The sequence below is a fragment of the Enterobacter cloacae complex sp. ECC445 genome, assembly GCF_021892025.1.
Lineage (GTDB): Bacteria > Pseudomonadota > Gammaproteobacteria > Enterobacterales > Enterobacteriaceae > Enterobacter > Enterobacter chengduensis.
In genome coordinates this window covers 15,115-31,166 of record NZ_JAKLRZ010000034.1, presented here as the reverse complement: position 1 = coordinate 31,166, position 16,052 = coordinate 15,115, and the positions used below count along the sequence as shown (strand labels likewise).

Here is a 16,052-nt window from a genome sequence, read left to right as displayed (position 1 = left end):
GGCGATGACAGCCTGCGTCAGAAAGCTGGTAACAATCCTGAATGCGATGGTGCGGGACAATAAAAAATGGGCGGCAGATTAGTCGTCAGCTGTTGACTTTAAACACAGCTGCTCACCCCGGCCCTCTCCCACGGGGAGAGGGAGAAAACCTAACAATTCCCTCTCCCTTTGGGAGAGGGTTAGGGTGAGGGAAAAATTACTTACGGCGCCAGGTGGTGCCCTGCGGGCCGTCTTCCAGAATAATACCCATCTCGGTCAGACGGTTACGCGCCGCGTCTGCCGCCGCCCAGTCTTTCGCCTGACGCGCTTCCAGACGCGCTTTGATCAACGCTTCAATCTCCGCCACTTCGCCGTCGTCCGCCTGCGCACCGCTCTGCAGGAACACGTCCGGCTCCTGCTCCAGCAGGCCGAGCACGGAGGAGAGCTTACGCAGATGGGACGCCAGCGCATTCGCCGCGGCCATATCTTCTGACTTCAGGCGGTTCACTTCGCGCGCCATATCAAACAGCACGGAGTACGCTTCCGGGGTGTTGAAGTCATCGTTCATCACCTCAATGAAGCGCGCTTCGAACGCCTCGCCGCCTGCCGCAGGAACAGATTTGTCGGTACCGCGCAGCGCGGTGTACAGACGCTCCAGCGCCGAGCGGGCCTGCTTCAGGTTCTCTTCGCTGTAGTTCAGCTGGCTGCGATAGTGGCCGGACATCAGGAAGTAGCGCACGGTTTCCGCGTCGTAATATTTCAGCACGTCGCGCACGGTGAAGAAGTTACCCAGCGATTTCGACATCTTCTCGCGGTCAACCATCACCATCCCGGAGTGCATCCAGTAGTTCACGTACTCGCCGCCGTGGGCGCAGGTGGACTGGGCGATTTCGTTTTCGTGGTGCGGGAACATCAGATCCGAACCGCCACCGTGAATATCGAAATGTTTGCCCAGCTGTTTGCAGTTCATGGCGGAACATTCAATGTGCCAGCCCGGACGGCCTTCGCCCCACGGGGATGGCCAGCTTGGCTCACCCTCTTTCGACATTTTCCACAGCACAAAGTCCATCGGGTTACGCTTCACGTCAACCACGTCAACGCGCGCGCCGGCCTGGAGCTGGTCCAGGTCCTGACGGGAAAGCGCGCCGTAGGTTGGGTCCGTCGGCACGGAGAACATCACGTCGCCGTTATCCGCAACGTAGGCGTGACCGCGCGCGATCAGCTTTTCGGTGATGTCGATAATTTCGTGAATATGGTGGGTTGCGCGCGGCTCGCTGTCCGGGCGCTGAATATTAAGGGCGTCAAAATCTTTGTGCATTTCGACGATCATGCGATCCACCAGCGCAACGAAGCTTTCGCCGTTTTCATTAGCGCGCTTGATGATTTTGTCGTCGATGTCGGTGATATTACGCACGTATTTCAGGTTGTAGCCCAGAAAACGCAGGTAGCGCGACACCACGTCGAAGGCGACAAAGGTACGGCCATGGCCGATATGACAGAGATCGTAAACCGTAATACCACACACGTACATGCCGACTTCCCCGGCATGGATAGGTTTAAATTCCTCTTTTTGGCGCGTCATTGTATTAAAGATTTTTAACATCGAAGATTCCATGTAAACACGTGTGTGGTTGAAAACCGGCTATTCTACCCGTAATTCAAACCCGAAGCAGCACACAATGCAAGGTGATCGCATCCTGTGGTTATGCTATAACAGGCCCCTATAGATGACCCGAACGCGGGTCGACGTACCACAATAACGGAACAGGATGCAAAAATGGTTACTTTCCACACTAATCATGGCGATATCGTAATCAAAACCTTTGATGACAAAGCGCCTGAAACAGTTAAAAACTTCCTGGACTACTGCCGCGAAGGTTTCTACAACAACACCATTTTCCACCGCGTGATCAACGGCTTTATGATCCAGGGCGGCGGTTTCGAACCTGGCATGAACCAGAAAGCGACCAAAGAAGCGATCAAAAACGAAGCCAACAACGGCCTGAAAAACACCCGTGGTACCCTGGCGATGGCCCGTACTCAGGCGCCTCACTCAGCGACCGCGCAGTTCTTCATCAACGTGGCTGACAACGACTTCCTGAACTTCTCCGGCGAAAGCCTGCAGGGTTGGGGCTACTGCGTATTCGCAGAAGTGGTTGAAGGTATGGACGTGGTCGACAAGATCAAAGCCGTCTCTACCGGCCGCAGCGGCATGCACCAGGACGTTCCTAAAGAAGACGTTGTGATTACAAGCGTGACCGTCAGCGAGTAATTCGTGGCGACACTCTTTATTGCGGATCTGCATCTGCAAACAGAAGAACCGGCGATAACCGCCGGTTTTCTGCGTTTTTTACGCGGTGAAGCGAAAAGCGCCGACGCGCTGTACATCCTCGGCGACCTCTTTGAAGCCTGGATTGGCGACGACGATCCTGACCCGTTGCACCGCGAAATGGCCTCCGCTATAAAGGCGCTGGTTGAGTCCGGCGTTCCCTGCTACTTCATTCACGGCAACCGCGATTTCCTGATCGGCAAGCGCTACGCCCGCGAAAGCGGCATGACGCTGCTGCCGGAAGAGCAGGTGCTCGACCTCTATGGCCGCAAGGTCCTGATCGTGCACGGCGACACGCTCTGCACTGACGATACCGGCTACCAGGCGTTTCGCGCCAAGGTCCACACCCCGTGGATCCAGAAGGTGTTCCTTGCCCTGCCGCTGTTTATTCGCAACCGTATCGCCGCCAGAATGCGCGCGGGCAGTAAAGCCGCCAACAGCAGCAAATCCATGACCATCATGGACGTGAACCCGCAGGCCGTGGTGGACGTCATGGAAAAGCACCGCGTTCAGTGGCTGATCCACGGCCATACCCATCGTCCTGACGTACATACCCTTATCGCCAACGGCCAGCCCGCACACCGTGTGGTATTAGGCGCGTGGCACAGCGAAGGATCGATGGTGAAAGTCACGCCCGGCGGCGTCGAACTTATCGCTTTTCCGTTCTGATTATCCGCGCGATTTTGCGGCGTCTTTAACCGCGCAACCGTTTTCCTTGCCGATATTCCATGCTATTCTCTGTGCCCTCGAAAGCAGTGTGTTTCGCACCACAGGAGTTTTAAGACGCATGTCTTCCCGCAATAATCCGGCGCGTGTCGCCATCGTGATGGGGTCCAAAAGCGACTGGGCCACCATGCAGTTCGCCGCCGAAATCTTTGAAATCCTGAATGTTCCGCACCACGTAGAAGTGGTCTCCGCGCACCGTACCCCGGACAAACTGTTCAGCTTCGCCGAAAGCGCCGAAGAGAACGGCTATGAGGTGATCGTTGCCGGTGCGGGCGGCGCAGCACATCTGCCCGGCATGATTGCCGCGAAAACCCTGGTGCCGGTTCTCGGCGTCCCGGTACAAAGCGCCGCGTTAAGCGGTGTGGATAGCCTCTATTCTATCGTCCAGATGCCGCGCGGTATTCCCGTCGGCACGCTGGCGATTGGTAAAGCGGGTGCGGCAAACGCAGCCCTGCTGGCGGCGCAGATTCTGGCGACGCACGATAAAGACTTACGCCAGCGTCTGGCGGACTGGCGTAAAGCCCAGACCGACGAGGTGCTGGACAACCCGGACCCGCGGGGTGCGGCATGAAGCAGGTTTGCGTCCTCGGTAACGGCCAGCTAGGCCGCATGCTGCGTCAGGCCGGCGAGCCGCTGGGTATTGCCGTCTGGCCCGTCGGGCTGGACGCCGAGCCTGAAGCGGTACCGTTCCACCAGAGCGTGATCACCGCCGAGATCGAACGCTGGCCGGAAACCGCCCTGACCCGCGAGCTGGCGCGCCATAACGCCTTCGTTAACCGCGACGTGTTTCCCATCATTGCCGACCGTCTGACGCAGAAGCAGCTTTTCGACAAGCTCGGCCTGCCGACCGCGCCGTGGCAGCTGTTGTCCGATAAAAGCGAATGGAATGATGTTTTCGCGATGCTGGGCGAGCTGGCAATCGTGAAGCGCCGCGTGGGCGGTTACGACGGGCGCGGCCAGTGGCGCCTGCGCGCAAACGAGACTGCCGAACTGCCGGACGACTGCTACGGCGAGTGCATCGTTGAGCAGGGCATTAACTTTAGCGGCGAAGTGTCGCTGGTTGGCGCGCGCGGGCACGACGGGCACACCGTCTTTTATCCGCTGACGCATAACCTGCATCAGGACGGCATTCTGCGCACCAGCGTCGCCTTCCCGCACGCCAACGCTGACCAGCAGGCGCAGGCGGAAGATATGCTCTCGGCCATCATGCACGAACTGGGCTACGTGGGCGTGATGGCGATGGAGTGTTTCGTTACGCCGTCCGGCCTGCTGATTAACGAGCTGGCGCCGCGCGTGCACAACAGCGGCCACTGGACGCAAAACGGCGCGTCCATCAGCCAGTTCGAACTGCATCTGCGCGCCATTACGGACCTGCCGCTGCCGCAGCCGGTGGTGAACAGCCCGTCGGTGATGATCAACCTGATCGGGACCGATCTGAACTACGACTGGCTGAAGCTGCCTCTGGTGCATCTGCACTGGTATGACAAAGAGGTGCGCGAGGGTCGTAAGGTCGGCCACCTGAACCTGAACGACAGCGACGCCGGCCGCCTGAGCGCCACGCTGGAAGCGATGGTCCCGCTCCTGCCGCCGGAATACGCGAGCGGCATCGTCTGGGCACAGTCAAAGCTTAAGTAAGACAATCGCGCCGGGGAGTTGACCTTCCCCTTCCCCGGCGTACAATCCCCGCCCATTGCTGCTGAGTTTTCTTCTGGAATAACCATGAACGATGGAACGGACTATCGCGCGATCCTCGCGTCTGATACCCCTTTAATCGACGTTCGCGCGCCGATCGAATTTGCCCAGGGCGCGATGCCCGCCGCCCTTAACCTGCCGTTGATGAACGACGACGAACGCGCCGCCGTCGGCACCTGCTATAAACGTCAGGGCCCCGAGGCCGCGCTGGCGCTCGGCCACCGCCTGGTGAGCGGCGAGACGCGCGAGGCTCGCATCAACGCCTGGCGTGAAGCCAGCCAGGCCCATCCTGAGGGCTTTCTCTGCTGCGCGCGCGGCGGTCAGCGCTCGCATATCTCGCAGGCCTGGCTAAAAGCGGCGGGTGTCGACTACCCGCTCATCCGCGGCGGCTATAAGGCCCTGCGCCAGACGGCGATTCAGGTGACGATTGAGCAGTCGCAAAAGCCGATGGTGCTTATCGGCGGCTGTACCGGAAACGGGAAAACCCTGCTGGTGAAGCAGCACGCGCAGGGTATCGATCTGGAAGGGCTGGCGCACCACCGCGGTTCGTCGTTTGGCCGCACGCTCACGCCGCAGCTCCCCCAGGCCAGCTTTGAAAATTACCTTGCGGTCGAGCTGTTAAAGAAAGATGCCGCGCGCTGGGTGCTGGAGGACGAGGGCCGGATGATTGGATCCAACCACCTGCCGGAGTGCCTGCGCGACCGCATGGTTGAAGCCCCTATCGTTGTGGTCGAGGACCCGTTTGACGTCCGTCTTGAGCGCCTGCGCGAAGAGTACTTCGACCATATGTGGGCGGACTTTTCTGCGGCCTACGGGGAAGAGGCGGGCTGGAAAGAGTACAGCGCATACCTGCACCACGGCCTGTTCGCCATTCGCCGCCGTCTGGGGCTGCAGCGTTTTGCGGAATTTACCGCTTTATTGGATTCCGCGCTGCTGGAACAACAGCGTTCCGGAAGCACTGAGGCGCACTTCAGCTGGCTTGTGCCGCTGCTGAACGACTATTACGACCCGATGTACGGCTATCAGCTGGGGAAAAAGGCGGAGAAGATTGTGTATCGCGGGACGTATGCCGAGGTCGCGGACTGGCTTAATAACTAAAAGAAAGCCGGGTGGCGGCTGTGCCTTACCCGGCCTACGCGTGCTTTTGTAGCCCCGGTAAGCGCAGCGCCACCGGGGAACAGACGACTTAGAAGTCGTAACGCAGACGCACCAGGTTCATGTCGCCCAGGTTGTCGGTGCTGGAGGTGAACACGTGTTCGTAATCCACGCGGAAACCGTAATCCAGCTGGAAGCTGATACCCACGCCGTTATCGATACGCTGGTAGTTACGGCCATTTACGTACTGAATACGGTCACCCATGAAGTAAGGCTGGATGGATTTCACCGCGTACTGACCGATTGGGAATTTGTACCCTGCGAAGTACTCAATACCCCACGCGTCGCCCGCGAAGTAGTCGTTAACAGACACTTTTTTGGTGGTCAGGAAGTTCTGGTACCAGCCGCCGCCTGCGGAGAAGGTCCAGTTGTCCGGCGTCCAGCTCAGCGCGGTACCGAGGATGTTCTGGTCGTAGGTTTTGCTGTCGCCGTTGTCCGGGTTACGCATGTCGGCGCGGGTGTAGTTCCACGCGGCGCCCCAGGTCAGATCGGTGGTCAGGTGGTAGTCCAGACCCAGCGAGCCGCCGCCTTTACGCTTGTAGCGCAGGCCGTTACCCGGCAGGTATTCGCTGTCTTCAAACAGGTAGGATGCATAGATGTCGGCATCGCCCACGGTTTTCTTGTATTTCAGCATCTGGCGTGAACGGTAAGAACCGTCGTAGTCGCCGTTGATCCCGTTACCCGGAGCCTGGCCGATCATGTCGTAGTCCCAGATATCGGTTTTCGCGCCCACCACATCATAGTACACGCTGTTCTGTTGACCGAAGGTCAGCGTACCCCAGGTGTCGCTCTTCAGGCCGGTGTAGAGCATACGACGCGTGGTGTCGTGTGCGCCGTCGGCGTAGTGGTTATCCCAGTTAAACTGCGCGGGAATGTTCACGCCCAGCTCGTAGTAGCTTACCCAGCTGATGTCATCAAACAGGTAGTAGTCTGCTGCGAAACGGAAGCGGGTGCCGCCGTCAAAGCCGTTACGCTTGTAGCTATTTTTACCGTCGTCGCCGGTCATGTTCTGGAACTGAGGACGAATACTGCCGCCAACGGTGAAGTTCAGGCGGCTCAGCGGGTTACCCGCCTGCGGATCCTGCTTAAGAACGGTGATTTCCGCCTGAGAAGCGAAGGTCGTTAATGCCACTGCCGCGCCGATCGTTGCCGCCAGCGCTGATTTTTTTATAGTCATTATTTTTCCTTAATAGACACGCTGCTAAATATTTAGCGCGTGAATATTAACTGGAAATAATCGGGCTGTGTGGACAGGTTTTTAATGTTTTGTGCTACTAAATGAGTGGGTATTATCACTTTGTGCCATTTAAACATGACGCACCGGCACGTATATCCGGTGCGTCATTATCACTACATCGAATCAATTCACAAACTGACGGAACAGGGCTTTGCCCTTCAGCAGCCGCGTACCGAGCCAGCCGCCGCAGAGAGAAAGCAGCCCCGCGCCGCACAGAGGCAGGATCAGCCACAGACGCCAGTCAGGCTCCCACGGGAAGTCGAAGACCTTTGTCTGCAGCACCGCCAGCGCCGTCTCGGCACCAATGGCCGCCACTAAACCCGCCACCAGCCCCAGCAGGGCAAACTCGCTCCAGAGCGTCATTCGCAGCAGCCGCTTTCCGGCCCCCAGAGTGCGGTAAACTACCAGCTCCTGATGGCGCTGGCGCATGCCTACCTGCACCTGGGCCAGCAGCAACAGCACGCCGCAGATCGTCACCAGCACCACCATCACCTCCAGCGCCCGGCTCACCTGCTCCAGCACCTGCCCCACCTGCTTCAGGATCGCGCCGATATCCAGCAGGCTGACCGTTGGGAATTCCCGGTTAAGCTGGGTCAGCATGCCGTTGCCGTGTTCCCAGCGGAAGCTGGTCAGCCAGCTCTGGGGCTGTCCGTCCAGCGCCCCCGGCGGGAAGATAAAGAAGAAGTTGGGCCGCAGGCTTTCCCAGTCGACTTTACGCAGGCTGGTGACTTTGGCGGTAAAATCCTGGGTATCGCCGGTGAAGGTGACGCTGTCTCCCAGCTTCACGTTCAGACGCGTCGCCAGCCCCTCTTCCATCGACACTTCCCCCGCTTTCGGCGGCCAGGTGCCGGCAACGATCGGGTTGTGGTCTGGACGTTTCTCCTGCCAGGTCAGGTTCAGCTCGCGGTTCAGCGACTCGTCCTTGTTCCCCTCCGTTGGCTGACCGTCGATCTGCGTCAGACGCGCGCGAACGATGGGATAGAACGACTCGGGAATAATGTGATGCTCCGACAGGAAAGCCTTTAGCGGCGCAACCTGCTCAGGCGCGATGTTGATCAGGAAATAGTTCGGGCTTTCCGGGGGAAGCTGCTGCTGCCAGCGGTCGAGCAGATCGCCGCGCAGCACCAGCAGCAGCGCCAGCAGCATAAACGACAGCGAAAAGGCCGACAGCTGGCTGAGCGTTGACCACGGCTGATGCAGCAGGCGGTTGACCGCCAGGCGCACGGGCAGGGATTTCACGGTCAGGCGTTTCAGGACGTTGAGCAGTATCCAGCCCAGCACGCCGCACAGCAGCGCCAGCACAACCGCCCCGGCCAGTACCGCCCACAGCAGCGTGCTGCCGCCCATCAGCCAGGCCAGCAGCCCAACCGCCACCGCGATAATCACCGGCAGGTAGAACTTCAGCGGCCAGACGTTCGCCACCACGTCGTTGCGAAGCACGCGCAGCGGCTGCGTCGCAAGCAGCAGGCGGTAAGGCCGTAGCCCCACCAGCAGCGAAATCACCGTCATCGCGCCCATCGCCCACAGCCACGGCCAGAGGCTGGCGGGCGGCAACGCGGCCGGAAGCACCGGTTTCAGCATCACCATCAGCAGTTTTTCAAACAGCAGGCCCATTATTCCGCCGGTCAGCGCCGACAGGGCCAGCAGCATCAGCCACTGGCCAACAATCAGCTTGCGCAGCTGCGCCCTGCCCGCCCCCAGGGTTTTGAGGATCGCCACCAGGTCGTAACGGCTGCGGCAGTAGTGCCCCATCGCCACGGCCACCGCCGCCACCGCCAGCAGCAGGGTCAACAGCGCAGACAGCAGCAGGAACTGCTGAGAACGCTCAAGTGATTTGCCGAGCGCCCCTTCGTCCTGCTCCATCCCGTACCAGCGGTGCTCGGGTTTTAGCTGCGGCAGCAGCCATTTCTCATACGCGTCCAGCTGGGCAGGCGTGCCGCCAAACTTATAGCGCCAGGTGACGCGGCTGCCCGGCTGCACGGCATGGGTTGCCGGGACGTCCGCCGTGTTCATCAGCAGGCGCGGCGCGAGCTGGAACGGGTTAAACCCAGAGTCAGGCTCCTGCACCACCTCCCCGGCGATTTTCAGCGTGGCATCGCCGACGTCAATGCTGTCACCGGGCTTCAGGTTCAGAAGCGCCATCAGACGCGATGCCAGCAGCACCGTGCCGGGCGCGGGTTTTAGCCCCGACGGGCTGGTTTGCAGTTCGCCGTACATCGGGTAGACGTCATCCACGGCCTTGACGCTCGCCAGCTGCGGCGTGTCGCCCGCAAACGTCATGGTCTGGAAGGTAATCTGCTCGCCTACCTTCAGCCCTTCTTTGCGCGCTTCTTCAATCCAGCCCGGCGGCACGGAACGGGAGCTTTGCAGCGTCCGATCCCCGGCCATAAACTCCCGGCTCTGCTGGCTGAGCCCTTTTTCCATGCGGTCGCTGACGCTGCCGAGCGCCAGCACGCAGGCCACCGCCAGGCTTAGCGCCAGCCAGACAATCAGCAGCGAGGGGGAGCGCCACTCGCGCCAGAACCAGCGGGTAATCATGCCTCCTCCTGAAGCGTACCGTTGACCAGCCGCAGGCGACGGTCGCAGCGTGCGGCCAGCTGCGGATCGTGGGTCACGAGGATAAGCGTAGTGCCGTGCTCGCGGTTGAGCGAAAACAGCAGGTCGGCAATCCGGTCTCCGGTTTTACGGTCAAGGTTGCCGGTGGGCTCATCGGCAAACAGCACTTCCGGGCGGCCGTTAAACGCCCGCGCCAGCGCCACGCGCTGCTGCTCGCCGCCGGAGAGCTGGGCGGGAAGATGGTCAAGACGTTTACCCAGGCCGAGCTGTTCCAGCAGCGCCTTCGCGTGAGCGCGGCTTTCACGGCTGTTTTCACCGCGCAGCAGCGCCGGGAGTTCGACGTTTTCCAGCGCGTTCAGGGTCGGGATCAGCATAAAGGACTGAAAGACAAAACCAACGTGACGCGCGCGCAGCGCGGCCCGCGCCTCTTCATCAAGCTGGTGCAGCGGCTGCCCGACAAGGTGGACCTCCCCGCTGCTGCCGTCATCGAGGCCGGCCAGAATCGCCAGCAGCGTGGACTTACCGGAACCGGATTCGCCAATCAGCGCGATGGTTTCAGCGCGTTTGACAACGAGTTCAACTCCGGTAAGGATGGAAAGCTCGTGTTCCCCCTGACCGACGGACTTCTTAAGATGATGAACTTCAACACTGTTTTCCGCTGGCATTTGCCCTTCCTGTTTTTGATTCTGATGACTTTCCGCGCGGCGGCAGCGGACACGTTACTGGTTCTGGGCGACAGCCTGAGCGCAGGCTATCGCATGGCGGCCAGCGCGGCCTGGCCCGCTCTGCTCAATGACAAATGGCAGAGCAAAACGGCTGTAATCAACGCCAGCATTAGCGGCGATACCTCGCAGCAGGGCCTGTCGCGCCTGCCTGCACTGCTCAAACAGCACCAGCCTCGCTGGGTGCTGGTGGAGCTTGGCGGCAACGATGGATTGCGCGGTTTCCAGCCTCAGCAGACGGAACAGACGCTGCGCACCATTTTGCAGGACATCAAGGCGGCAAACACCCAGCCGCTGCTGATGCAAATTCGCCTGCCCGCTAACTACGGTCGTCGGTATAATGAAGCCTTTAGCGCGATCTACCCTAAGCTTGCCAAAGAGTTTGATATTCCGCTGCTGCCATTTTTCATGGAGGAGGTCTATCTCAAACCCCAGTGGATGCAAGACGACGGGATCCACCCCAACCGCGATGCGCAGCCGTTTATTGCCGACTGGATGGCAACGCGGCTGGCTCCTTTAGTTAAACATGACTCCTGATTAAGCGGAGATCCTGACAGGTAAAGTTATGCAAAAATCGGTCTTAATTACAGGATGTTCCAGCGGAATCGGCCTGGAAAGCGCGCTCGAACTGAAGCGCCAGGGGTTTCGGGTGCTGGCGGCCTGCCGCAAACCCGACGATGTCGAACGCATGAACGGGCTGGGCTTTACCGGCGTGCTGCTGGATATGGACTCGCCGGAGAGCGTTGAGCGTGCCGCTGATGAAGTGATTGCGCTGACCGACAATCGTCTGTACGGGCTCTTTAACAATGCCGGCTACGGCGTATATGGCCCGCTGGATACCCTCTCCCGCGACACGCTGGAGAAGCAGTTTTCGACCAACTTCTTCGGCGTCCATCAGCTCACCATGCGCCTGCTTCCCGCGATGCTGCCGCACGGTGAAGGGCGCATCGTAATGACGTCGTCGGTGATGGGGCTGATTTCCACCCCGGGCCGCGGCGCCTACGCCGCCAGCAAATATGCGCTGGAGGCCTGGTCCGACGCCCTGCGCATGGAGCTGCGCCACAGCGGCATAAAGGTCAGCCTGATTGAGCCCGGCCCGATCCGCACCCGCTTTACCGAAAACGTGAACCAGACGCAGGCGGATAAACCGGTCGAAAATCCCGGCATTGCCGCACGCTTTACCCTCGGGCCCGAGGCGGTGGTGGCCAAAGTGCGCCATGCTTTTGAGAGTGAACATCCCAAAATGCGCTATCCGGTGACGCTGGTCACCCACGCCGTAGGCTGGTTAAAACGCCTGCTGCCGGGCCGGATGATGGACAAAATTTTACACGGCTGAGTTGAAGCGGCGACGCGCATCCCCATGTAAAGAACAAACCGACAAAAGAGAAAGCCGCATGTCCGTACAGAATATCGTCAATATCACTGAAGCAAACCTGCAACAGACCCTTGAACAGTCGATGACCAAACCGGTCCTGTTCTACTTCTGGTCTGAACGTAGCCAGCACTGTCTGCAGCTGACGCCGGTGCTGGAAAGCCTTGCCGCCCAGTACAACGGTCAGTTCATTCTCGCGAAACTCGACTGCGACGCCGAGCCGATGGTGGCGTCTCAGTTTGGTCTGCGCGCCATCCCAACCGTCTATCTGTTCCAGAACGGTCAGCCTGTTGACGGCTTCCAGGGGCCGCAGCCGGAAGAGGCTATCCGCGCCCTGCTGGATAAAGTGCTGCCGCGCGAAGAGGAGCTGAAGGCGCAGGAAGGCATGGCGCTGATGCAGGAAGGCAAATACGACGAGGCGCTGCCGCTGCTGAAAGAGGCGTGGCAGCTGTCGAATCAGAACAGCCAGATTGGCCTGCTGCTGGCGGAAACGCAGATCGCCCTGCACCGTTCAGAGGACGCGGAAGCCGTACTCAGAACGGTTCCGCTCCAGGATCAGGACACCCGCTATCAGGGGCTGGTTGCCCAGATTGAGCTGCTGAAGCAGGCGGCGGACACCCCGGAAATTCAGCAGCTGCAGCAGCAGGTTGCCGACAACCCGGCGGACGCCGCGCTGGCAAGCCAGCTGGCGCTGCAGCTGCACCAGGTGGGGCGTAACGAAGAGGCGCTCGAGCTGCTGTTCAGCCATCTGCAAAAAGACCTGGCTGCCGCAGACGGTCAGGCGCGCAAGATGTTCCAGGAGATCCTGGCCGCGCTGGGCACCGGCGACGCGCTGGCGTCGAAGTATCGCCGTCAGCTTTACGCGCTGCTGTACTGACAAAAAAATGCCCGGTGGCGCTGACGCTTACCGGGCCTACAAAACAGGCTTAACCCGTTTTCTTTAACTGCGTCACCACCAGCTGGTGGCGCGCGTTGTAGAACTTCCGATAGGTCAGGTAGCAGGCAATGATGGTGGAGAGGCTTGCCGTAGAAAGCAGCATAAACGTCACCATGATCTGATACTTAATCGCTTTTACCGGGTCGATACCGGCAAAAATCAGCCCCGACATCATGCCCGGCAGGCTCACCAGCCCCACCGTTTTGGCGGAATCGACCGTCGGGATCAGCGATGAGCGAATGCTCTCACGGATCAGCCGCGCGGAAGCCACTTTCGGGGTCGCCCCCAGGCTTAATTTCTCCTGAAGCTGCTGCTGTTCGCTGCTGAAGCGCTGCCCGAGGTTGTTATAGCACAGCCCCACGGCCACCATGGCGTTGCCCGCAATCATCCCGGAGATAGGGATAACCTGCATCGGCGTAAACGCAATCGAGCCGGAGAACACCAGCACCGCCAGCGTGAGCGCCGTCCCGGTGGTAATGGCGATTAACGACGAGATAAACGCCTTATCAATGTATTTACTGCGTTTTTGCGCGTTCCACGCCGCGTTAAAGCAGATAAAGAGCACCATCAGCAGCGTCAGCACCGCGTGGTTGACGTTGAAAATATACTTCAGCACATAGCCGACGATGATGAGCTGAATCACCGCCCGGCAGATGCTCCACACGATATCTTTTTCCAGCCCCAGCTTTTCCCGGTAGCTGACCACAATCGCAATCAGCACCAGCACCATCGAAAACGCCAGGGATTCGTTCGTAATGTTATGCTCGCCCACGGTTGGCCTCCTGCATTTTTCCGCCGTGCGGCTGGAGCGTGATCGCGTCATCCGCATGGGTAATTTCGTTTGCGTCATGCGTTACCCAAAGCACGGCAATATTCTGCTCCCGGGCGTAGCGATGGATAATCTCGTTGACGTTGCGCTTGTTGGCGTCATCGAGCGCGCTGGTTATTTCGTCCAGCAATAACACCTTCGGCAAAAACTGCAGGTTGCGGATCAGCGACACCCGCTGCTTTTCGCCGCCCGACAGTTCGGAAACGGACTTTGTCAGGGTGTCCGGCGGCAGATTAAAGCGCGCCAGATCGGCAGAAAACCGTTCAGGATCGGGCGTCTTGTGCCGGATTTGCCACGGGAAAATCAGGTTGTCATACACCGTGCTGTCGAACAGGCTCGGCGTTTGCACCGAGTAAGAGACCTGCTGGCGGTAGGCCTCGGGTGAAAGCGTTGAAATATCCTTCCCTTCAAAGACGATTTTTCCCGACGTTGGCGTGAGCAGCGACGCAATTATTTTAAGCAGCGTACTTTTCCCGCAGCCCGAAGGGCCGGTAATCAGTCGGAACTCGCCCGGCAAGAGGCTAAAGCTGACGTTGTTCAAAATGGTGGTGCCGCCTGTGCGGTAGCCCACGTCCTCGAGGGTTAACACCGCGCTGTTATCCTTCATGTTTCTTTCTGCCTTCATCCCAATATTTAGCAGTAGTTTACGGCGAGGAGTGATAGTAAAGCGACTTTCCTCGTATACTGAGGATCAACAAAAAGTGATTTTATTTCTGTCACAGCATGCAAAACAGGAGGTTTTTATGCTCATCGTGGTTCCGGTCCTGATCTTCGTTGCGCTGGTTATCGTCGGCGCAGGCGTCAAAATTGTCCCGCAGGGTTATCAGTGGACCGTTGAGCGCTTCGGTCGCTACACCAACACGCTCCAGCCAGGGTTAAGCCTGATTGTTCCGTTCATGGACCGCATTGGTCGCAAGATCAACATGATGGAGCAGGTGCTGGACATTCCCTCCCAGGAGGTGATCTCCAAGGATAACGCCAACGTCACCATCGACGCGGTCTGCTTTATTCAGGTGATTGATGCGCCGAAAGCGGCCTATGAGGTGAGCAACCTGGAGCTGGCGATCGTCAACCTGACGATGACCAACATCCGTACCGTGCTCGGCTCGATGGAGCTGGACGAGATGCTTTCCCAGCGCGACAGCATCAACACCCGCCTGCTGCACATTGTTGACGAGGCCACCAACCCGTGGGGGATCAAAGTCACCCGTATTGAGATCCGCGACGTGCGCCCGCCGGCGGAGCTGATCGCCTCCATGAACGCCCAGATGAAGGCCGAGCGAACCAAGCGCGCCTATATTCTGGAGGCCGAGGGGGTGCGTCAGGCGGAGATCCTCAAAGCCGAAGGGGAAAAACAGTCGCAGATCCTCAAAGCGGAAGGCGATCGTCAGTCCGCCTTCCTGCAGGCAGAAGCGCGCGAACGTTCCGCAGAGGCGGAAGCCCGCGCCACCCAGATGGTGTCTGAGGCCATTGCCGCCGGTGATATTCAGGCCGTGAACTACTTCGTCGCGCAAAAATATACCGACGCGCTGAAAGAGATCGGCTCCGCGAACAACAGCAAAGTGGTAATGATGCCGCTGGATGCCAGCAGCCTGATGGGCTCTATCGCCGGTATTGCCGAACTGATTAAAGACAGCGGAAACGAGCGTAAAAAATGATTGAGCTGATTGTTGCACATCCCCATGCCTTCTGGCTAAGCCTCGGTGGCTTACTGCTGGCGGCGGAGATGCTGGGCGGCAACGGCTACCTGCTCTGGAGCGGTATCGCCGCCGTCATTACGGGTCTTCTGGTCTGGATCCTTCCCCTGGACTGGGCGTGGCAGGGCGCGCTGTTTGCCGCGCTGACGCTGGTGGCCGCGTGGCTGTGGTGGCGCTGGCTTAACCGACGGGTTAACGAGCAGAAACCCGTCGACGCGCATCTTAACCAGCGCGGACAGCAAATTGTCGGCAAGCGTTTTACGCTCGACAGCGCGCTGGTGAACGGGCGCGGGCATATGCGCGTGGGCGACAGCTCGTGGCCGGTGGTGGCCGACGACGACCTCAGCGCCGGCACGCGGGTTGAGGTCATTGCGGTGGAAGGCATTACCCTGCGGGTGAAAGCCTGCTAGGCGGGGGTTTTGCGGTGGCAGCAGCCTGCGAGATTGTCGATAATCGGGCAGTCGGCGCCGTCATCCCCCGGACAGGACTCCGCAAGCTGCAGCAGCTGTTCGCGCATCGCCTGCAGCTCGGTGATGTGGCGTTCAATCTCGGCCACCTTTTCCAGCGTGCGTTTTTTTACGTCGGCGCTGTGGCGCTTTGGATCGTTAAACAGGTTAACCAGCTCGCCGCACTCTTCCAGATTAAACCCGACCTGCCTGGCCTGACGCAGCAGCGTCAGCTCATCAATGTGCAGTTTCGTATAGCTGCGGTAGCCGTTTTCGCTGCGCAGCGGCGGCGTTACCAGCCCCTTCTCTTCATAAAAGCGGATCGCCTTGCTGGTTAAGCCGGTTTTTTTTGCCACGTCACTGATATTCACATTT

The 16,052-nt window shown here is 59.4% G+C and carries 17 protein-coding genes; 10 read left to right on the top strand and 7 right to left on the bottom strand.

Going from position 1 to position 16,052, the window contains the following annotated elements; all coding sequences use genetic code 11:
* Positions 1-196: 196 nt before the first annotated feature.
* Positions 197-1,582, bottom strand: a complete 1,386-nt coding sequence (gene cysS / locus L6R44_RS21815) for a cysteine--tRNA ligase (RefSeq protein WP_237425402.1) — start codon at positions 1,580-1,582, stop codon at positions 197-199.
* Between the two features lie 174 nt (positions 1,583-1,756).
* Here cysS and ppiB point away from each other — a divergent pair, with 174 nt between their 5' ends.
* The 5 genes from ppiB (at position 1,757) to mnmH (ending at position 5,824) form a co-directional block, all read left to right on the top strand.
* Entirely contained in the window at positions 1,757-2,251 is a 495-nt protein-coding gene (gene ppiB / locus L6R44_RS21810) for a peptidylprolyl isomerase B (RefSeq protein ID WP_023334762.1), read from the top strand.
* A gap of 3 nt (positions 2,252-2,254) precedes the next feature.
* Positions 2,255-2,977 carry a UDP-2,3-diacylglucosamine diphosphatase gene (gene lpxH, locus L6R44_RS21805; protein WP_237425401.1) on the top strand — a complete coding sequence of 241 codons (723 nt, stop codon included), beginning with the start codon at positions 2,255-2,257 and terminating at the stop codon, positions 2,975-2,977.
* A gap of 118 nt (positions 2,978-3,095) precedes the next feature.
* Positions 3,096-3,605 (top strand): 5-(carboxyamino)imidazole ribonucleotide mutase, encoded by a 510-nt coding sequence (gene purE, locus L6R44_RS21800; RefSeq protein WP_032638601.1) that lies wholly within the window; start codon positions 3,096-3,098, stop codon positions 3,603-3,605.
* Entirely contained in the window at positions 3,602-4,669 is a 1,068-nt protein-coding gene (gene purK / locus L6R44_RS21795; protein WP_237425400.1) for a 5-(carboxyamino)imidazole ribonucleotide synthase, read from the top strand. The genes purE and purK overlap by 4 nt, the downstream gene beginning before the upstream one ends.
* A gap of 84 nt (positions 4,670-4,753) precedes the next feature.
* The gene (mnmH, locus tag L6R44_RS21790; protein ID WP_237425399.1) at positions 4,754-5,824 is read left to right on the top strand and encodes a tRNA 2-selenouridine(34) synthase MnmH; all 1,071 of its coding nucleotides are present in this window, start codon (positions 4,754-4,756) and stop codon (positions 5,822-5,824) included.
* A gap of 88 nt (positions 5,825-5,912) precedes the next feature.
* Here mnmH and L6R44_RS21785 read toward each other — a convergent pair whose 3' ends face one another.
* The 3 genes from L6R44_RS21785 to ybbA form a co-directional block, all read right to left on the bottom strand.
* Positions 5,913-7,058, bottom strand: a complete 1,146-nt coding sequence (locus tag L6R44_RS21785; protein ID WP_237425398.1) for a porin — start codon at positions 7,056-7,058, stop codon at positions 5,913-5,915.
* Positions 7,059-7,241: 183 nt separating this feature from the next.
* Positions 7,242-9,656, bottom strand: coding sequence for a putative ABC transporter permease subunit YbbP (gene ybbP, locus L6R44_RS21780; protein ID WP_237425397.1), 2,415 nt, complete (start codon positions 9,654-9,656; stop codon positions 7,242-7,244).
* A complete protein-coding gene (gene ybbA, locus L6R44_RS21775; protein ID WP_237425396.1) occupies positions 9,653-10,339 on the bottom strand; it encodes a putative ABC transporter ATP-binding protein YbbA in 687 nt (228 codons plus the stop codon). The genes ybbP and ybbA overlap by 4 nt, the downstream gene beginning before the upstream one ends.
* On the opposite strand from ybbA, the gene tesA reads away from it, so the two are divergent.
* The 3 genes from tesA to L6R44_RS21760 are packed head-to-tail and all read left to right on the top strand — an operon-like array spanning position 10,310 to position 12,645.
* Positions 10,310-10,933, top strand: a complete 624-nt coding sequence (tesA, locus tag L6R44_RS21770; RefSeq protein WP_237425403.1) for a multifunctional acyl-CoA thioesterase I/protease I/lysophospholipase L1 — start codon at positions 10,310-10,312, stop codon at positions 10,931-10,933. The two genes, ybbA and tesA, sit on opposite strands and share 30 nt — an antisense overlap.
* Before the next feature lie 28 nt (positions 10,934-10,961).
* Complete coding sequence (locus L6R44_RS21765) at positions 10,962-11,732, top strand: SDR family oxidoreductase (protein ID WP_023310625.1); 771 nt, start codon at positions 10,962-10,964, stop codon at positions 11,730-11,732.
* A gap of 58 nt (positions 11,733-11,790) precedes the next feature.
* The gene (locus tag L6R44_RS21760) at positions 11,791-12,645 is read left to right on the top strand and encodes a co-chaperone YbbN (protein ID WP_045328421.1); all 855 of its coding nucleotides are present in this window, start codon (positions 11,791-11,793) and stop codon (positions 12,643-12,645) included.
* Between the two features lie 49 nt (positions 12,646-12,694).
* Here L6R44_RS21760 and fetB read toward each other — a convergent pair whose 3' ends face one another.
* Entirely contained in the window at positions 12,695-13,528 is an 834-nt protein-coding gene (gene fetB / locus L6R44_RS21755) for an iron efflux ABC transporter permease subunit FetB (protein WP_272930164.1), read from the bottom strand.
* Positions 13,464-14,141: an iron efflux ABC transporter ATP-binding subunit FetA gene (gene fetA / locus L6R44_RS21750; RefSeq protein WP_237425395.1), complete on the bottom strand. Its 678-nt coding sequence runs from the start codon at positions 14,139-14,141 to the stop codon at positions 13,464-13,466. Before fetA ends, fetB begins: the two co-directional genes overlap by 65 nt.
* Positions 14,142-14,277: 136 nt before the next feature.
* On the opposite strand from fetA, the gene L6R44_RS21745 reads away from it, so the two are divergent.
* Both L6R44_RS21745 and L6R44_RS21740 read left to right on the top strand, forming a co-directional pair.
* Positions 14,278-15,192 (top strand): SPFH domain-containing protein, encoded by a 915-nt coding sequence (locus tag L6R44_RS21745; protein ID WP_008499312.1) that lies wholly within the window; start codon positions 14,278-14,280, stop codon positions 15,190-15,192.
* Positions 15,189-15,641: an NfeD family protein gene (locus tag L6R44_RS21740; RefSeq protein ID WP_032638581.1), complete on the top strand. Its 453-nt coding sequence runs from the start codon at positions 15,189-15,191 to the stop codon at positions 15,639-15,641. The genes L6R44_RS21745 and L6R44_RS21740 overlap by 4 nt, the downstream gene beginning before the upstream one ends.
* On the opposite strand, the gene cueR is transcribed toward L6R44_RS21740, so the two are convergent.
* Positions 15,638-16,048 (bottom strand): Cu(I)-responsive transcriptional regulator, encoded by a 411-nt coding sequence (gene cueR / locus L6R44_RS21735; RefSeq protein ID WP_032638578.1) that lies wholly within the window; start codon positions 16,046-16,048, stop codon positions 15,638-15,640. The two genes, L6R44_RS21740 and cueR, sit on opposite strands and share 4 nt — an antisense overlap.
* Positions 16,049-16,052: the final 4 nt, after the last annotated feature.